Source organism: Halomonas sp. 707D4 (genome assembly GCF_024158685.1).
Taxonomy (GTDB): Bacteria; Pseudomonadota; Gammaproteobacteria; order Pseudomonadales; family Halomonadaceae; genus Vreelandella.
Map to the genome: position 1 here is coordinate 1 of NZ_JAMZBD010000256.1, position 4599 is coordinate 4599.

The 4599-nt window shown below is 64.8% G+C and carries 4 protein-coding genes and 2 pseudogenes; 1 reads left to right on the plus strand and 5 read right to left on the minus strand.

Translation table 11 applies throughout. The features are described from left to right. The 5 genes and pseudogenes from BIS11_RS11415 to BIS11_RS11435 all read right to left on the minus strand — a co-directional run. Positions 1 to 1168 (minus strand): annotated as a pseudogene (locus BIS11_RS11415) (hypothetical protein); the annotation flags it as partial. Next, a complete protein-coding gene (locus BIS11_RS11420; RefSeq protein ID WP_253424796.1) occupies positions 1165 to 1635 on the minus strand; it encodes a PilX N-terminal domain-containing pilus assembly protein in 471 nt (156 codons plus the stop codon). The pseudogene BIS11_RS11415 and the gene BIS11_RS11420, both read right to left, overlap by 4 nt. Beyond that, positions 1632 to 2654 carry a PilW family protein gene (locus BIS11_RS11425; RefSeq protein ID WP_253424800.1) on the minus strand — a complete coding sequence of 341 codons (1023 nt, stop codon included), beginning with the start codon at positions 2652 to 2654 and terminating at the stop codon, positions 1632 to 1634. The genes BIS11_RS11420 and BIS11_RS11425 overlap by 4 nt, the downstream gene beginning before the upstream one ends. A 1-nt stretch (position 2655) precedes the next feature. After that, entirely contained in the window at positions 2656 to 3063 is a 408-nt protein-coding gene (pilV, locus tag BIS11_RS11430) for a type IV pilus modification protein PilV (protein ID WP_253424803.1), read from the minus strand. Positions 3064 to 3083: 20 nt separating this feature from the next. Then, a complete protein-coding gene (locus BIS11_RS11435; protein WP_253424806.1) occupies positions 3084 to 3572 on the minus strand; it encodes a GspH/FimT family protein in 489 nt (162 codons plus the stop codon). A 575-nt stretch (positions 3573 to 4147) separates the two neighbouring features. On the opposite strand from BIS11_RS11435, the pseudogene BIS11_RS11440 reads away from it, so the two are divergent. Beyond that, positions 4148 to 4599 (plus strand): annotated as a pseudogene (locus BIS11_RS11440) (NAD(P)(+) transhydrogenase (Re/Si-specific) subunit alpha); the annotation flags it as partial.

The following is a 4599-nucleotide window of genomic DNA, read 5'->3' on the forward strand; positions in this document are numbered from 1 at the left end:
AGTGGGCATCGTTGATCGAGCCGTCGGCGTTGAGCCCGCCGATGGGCACGTGCAGATAGCCAAGGCCGGGCGAGGAGGCGGTACGCCACTCGAGCTGGTTCAGCGCAAGCGAAGCGATATGCGGGCCCCAGTTGGGGATGCCGCGCTGGCGAAGGCTGTCGACCAGTGGGAGCGTGTATTCGCTCACGACCGGTCGAAAGAGAGGCAATCCCGAGTTGCCCGATACCACCGGGTTGTCGTACCAGACTCGGTTAGGCTCGGCGGCAGGCCAGTTGTTGAGATTGAGAGCGGTGAAGCCGCGAAAGCGCTGGACCCGTTGATCCGAGGTCGCCGTGGGGTTCTGAACGTTGTACCAGTACTCGGTGACGTCTCGGGTGGGCACGCCGGTGGTATAGGACTCGTCGAAGGTATATCCCGGTACCCCGGCGTTGAAGAAGGCGTAGTAGTTGCTGCTCGGCAAGCGGGCGCGATAGCGCTTGGTCGGGGCGTCCCAGGCGCCGGTAAAGCCCGGGTTGTACCAGCTGGGATTGGACTCCGTGGAGTAGCGTGTCGCCAGCGCTCGCTCGGTCAGGCGCCACACGACCGTCCGATTGTTGAACGCGTCGTCGCGGGTACGCGAGGCGGGGTTCTGCTGATAAGCCATCAGCCCCAGGTTGATGTTGCCCCGATAGCGGTCGATCAGCTCGCGCCCGACGCGCTTCATGGTGCTCGACTTGCTCAGCGGCGAGCGCGCCCCGGCCGGGCAATTGGCGGCGTTGAACGTATCGAGCTGGCAGGCGGCGAGTGTTCCCCGATCGCCCGGGTTGGTGCCGATCGCCACGCGTCCGTCGAGCCCCTCCTGGCCGCTTTCCGAGTTGTCCAGAATCAGCAGCACGTTGGGTGGCACGCGGCTGACGACGTTCAGCGGGGCGCTGGAGACCCCGGTCTCGTCGCTGGGAATGGCGTAGTTCTCGTCGTAGCTGCCCTCGCCGCCGCCGACCGGGGTGTCCGGCGTCGGGGTAGGCGTAGGGGTGGGCGTCGGCGTCGGTGTGGGGGTTGGCGTGGGTGTCGGTGTCGGTTCTGACGGAGGCGGCGTGGTACCCATGCTCCAGACAGGCAGTGTCCAGAACCCCAGGCCCAGAGAGCAGAGAAGCATGCAGGCAAGACGCGCACAAGGTTTCTTGTTCATGATCCTTCTCGCTGTTCATGGGCAAAGAGGCTTTCCAGGGCGACGCTGGTGGCCTCCGAGCGGCCGGCGCCTTGCGCTTCGATCCGGTAGAGCACTTCGCGGACTTCCTGACCGTCACTGGTGGCGCGCGAGCCGACGATGACCAGATCACAAATACGGTAGCGAGAGCTGAGCGACTGACCGTTGACCGTGCTGGCGTGTGGCTTCCAGGCGGGCTCGGAGGAGGAGCCGCACTTGACGATCCCCGTTTCGGTACCGGCTTGCAAGGCCTGCTCGCCTGCCCTCAAGGCGGCCTCGGCCGCTTGAAGCGCCACGCTGTACTCCTGTTGGTTGGCAGCCATGCGCCCCTGGATCACCGACCCCTGCATCGACGACAGGCTGACCAGCGTGACGATGGCGAGAAAGATCAGGCTGAGCACCAGCGCCATGCCGCGCTGAGGCGCCGAGCCTTGAAGTGCGCGGTTCATGGCCGGTTCCTCAAGGTGATGGTGGTGGTGAACGCCTGATAGAGGCGGCCGTCATCGGCGCTGAAGGGGGCGTCGCGAAAGTTGCCGGTGGCGATGGTGGTGGGTGCTTCGCGCAGGTCGGTGCGCTCGCTTTGCACGATCAGGCTCACCCGCATGGCGCGCGTCTGCGCCCACTGGGCCGCCGTCAGCGCCTCTGGAGCCAGATACTGCTCGCCGACCAGCACGCGGGTGCGCAGGGCCACGACGTTGTTGGCCAGTACTTCGTTGCGCGGCGTCGGCGTACCGATGTCCAGACGCATCAGCGATGGTGCGCCGGCGCTCTCGGCGTCACGGCCCAGATAGTAAAGGCCGCTGTCGATGGCGCTCAGCGTCACCGGCTGGCCCTGCAGGTAGGGCACCGCGCCATTTTTCGACCAGGCGCTGGTCTGGGGCGACAGGTTGCCCGGCACGCCGCTTGCCGCCTTGATCAGGCGGTTGGGCTGGGTGGAGACGTTGTAGAACAGATCGCAGTTCTGAAGTCCTTGAAGCAGCACCAGTCGCCCGGTGTAAGGGACGTTTCCCGTCAGATTGAGCTGCTGGTTGCTGGCGAGCGTCTCGATCGTCGTCGTGACTGGTGGCAGGGTCGTGGCGGCGCGAAAGGCGATGCTCTGGGTATCGGGCAAGGGGCTTTCGAGCACGGCGGCCATCCCCTGTGCCTGCGCGCCGGTGGCGACCTGAAGCGCCGGCGCGGCGAGAGCGGCGTCGTTTGCGCTGCGCACATGGACGCTGAGCAGGCTCTGGGCACAGCCGCCCTTGTAATCCACCTGACGCAGCTCGCGGGACAGCGTTTCCAGCGCGAAGCGCCCGGTGTCCTGCATGTTGGCAAGCGCGGTGGTGATGCGGTAGCTCTGCTGCGAGGCGATGAAGAGCTGGGTGGCACCCAGGATCACCAGCACGCCGATCACCATGGCGACCAGCAGCTCGATCAGCGTGAAGCCCGTCTGGGCGGAGGAGGGCGAGTAGGGCGAGGAAGCCGTCATCTCAAAGCTCCGAGGCCAGTTGCACGACGCGCCATTCCCGCGACGGCGACACGATGTCGGTAAAGCGTACCGTCACGCTGACGTTCGACTGGGCGACGCTGATCGCGCCCTGGCCCTGGGGCAGCACCGCGGCCACGTCCACCGCCCACTCGCGCTTGTCGCGAGCGGCAAGCTCGGTGCCGCTCACGCTCTGGCCGAAGGCGAGCGAGTAGGCATTGGCCTGGCCACGGTTGGCGCGAATGCGGTCCATCATGTCCTGGGCCATGTTGGTGGCCTGGGTCTCGAGGTAGGCGCTGCGCTGCTGGGTGAGCGCCTGGGTCTGCAGCGCCACCACGCCGAGCAGGCCGACCGACATGATCAGCATGGCCACCAGCGACTCGATCAACGAAAGACCCTGCTGCTTTTTCATCGCGGCCTCCATGGGGGTGGTCAGGGAGCAGGGCAGGCCTGCGGCGGAGTCAGAACACGCGAGAGTCCGCTCGGCTCCAGGCGGATGCAGCGCGCCTGATCTCCTATCCCGAGCGCAATGTGCCGAACCGACGGCGTGCCGCTGGACGGCGCGAAACGCCCGAGGCTATTGAAGCGAATCTCATCGAGCCCTGTCGATATCTGCACCGTGGCGTTCGAGCGCGGCCATTGGCGCAGCGTCTGCGTGCCCTGCATGACACGAAAGCCCGGCGACCACTGCCTCGATTCCAGCGGGATCAGTACCGTGCTGCGGTTGCGCCGCACCGCCTCGCTGCGTGCGTACATCAACGCGGTCTGGAACTCGTTGGTCGCGCTCACCAGGCGGTTCGCCTCGATCACGCGGGCGAAGTTCGGAAAGGCCACCGCCGCGAGCAGCCCCAGCAGGGCCAGGGTCACCAGAAGCTCTAGCAGAGTGAAGCCGTTCATGATGCGATGGCGTAGGGAATCCAAGGCGGTGCCTCTGAAGGCGCGCGGCGCGCCGTCTCTTTTAATGGGTGGCGATCCTGAACAAGTATGGCCTTTAATTGGCGATCGTGGTCATAAAGTACCAGATGAAAAGTGCGGATAGCGGCCAAATACGCCCGATTAAGCGGCGCAATTATGCCGATGTGGTTCGTGTTGAAGCGTGCCGTACCGGTCAGGCCCGTCAAGAGCCGTGAAAACGCCCCGGATGGAACGATCAAGGGAAGGATGTCGCGGGTATTGCGGGAGACGTCGTTAAGGGAGGTTGTCTGCTTGTTGGCAGCGGTTACTCTTGCAGTTGGCGTTACGCGGTCGTCTAGGCAGTGCGACGTCGATCGCATAAATCGACAACGGGCACGACGCTCGATTTATGGCAGATATTTTTGGTTATCATTACAAAATAATCGCCGGCATTAGCCAAAAGTTGGGTGTCTATAAATGTAATATTACTACATATTGGCGATATTTGGATTCATGCGGGCGGCGGCGTGCGTCGCCTTCTCAAGCCGAGCCGAAAAGAGCGGGTGGCGTTGCTTGGCTTTCTTACCCAAGGGAGACATCGAGTGAAAATAGGCGCATTGAAAGAGCGCTTTCGGGGCGAGGCGCGGGTCGCGCTCACCCCGGAGAGCGCCGGCCAGCTCCAGAAGCTTGGCCACGAGTGTCTGATCGAGGCCGGGGCCGGCGTGGCGGCGGGTTTCGACGACGAGGCCTACCGCACCGCTGGCGTGACGGTCGTCGAGGGGGTCGCGGCGCTGTTCGACGCCGCCGAGGTGGTCATCAAGGTGCGCGAGCCTTCTGACGAGGAGGCCGAGCGCCTACGCGAGGGCCAGACGCTGATCTCGTTCTTCTGGCCCGCCCAGAACGAGGCGATGCTCGAGAAGTGCCGGGCCAAGGGCGCCAGCGTCATCGCCATGGACATGGTGCCGCGCATCTCGCGGGCGCAGAAGATGGACGCGCTCTCGTCGATGGCCAACATCGCCGGCTACCGCGCGGTGATCGAGGCGGGCAACAACTT

What these genes read in the sequence shown, in the direction of transcription:
- BIS11_RS11420 (WP_253424796.1), bottom strand. Translation starts at nt 1,635, where the DNA reads ATGAACCGCGCACTTCAAGGCTCGGCGCCTCAGCGCGGCATGGCGCTG.
- pilV (WP_253424803.1), bottom strand. Translation starts at nt 3,063, where the DNA reads ATGAAAAAGCAGCAGGGTCTTTCGTTGATCGAGTCGCTGGTGGCCATG.
- BIS11_RS11425 (WP_253424800.1), bottom strand. Translation starts at nt 2,654, where the DNA reads ATGACGGCTTCCTCGCCCTACTCGCCCTCCTCCGCCCAGACGGGCTTC.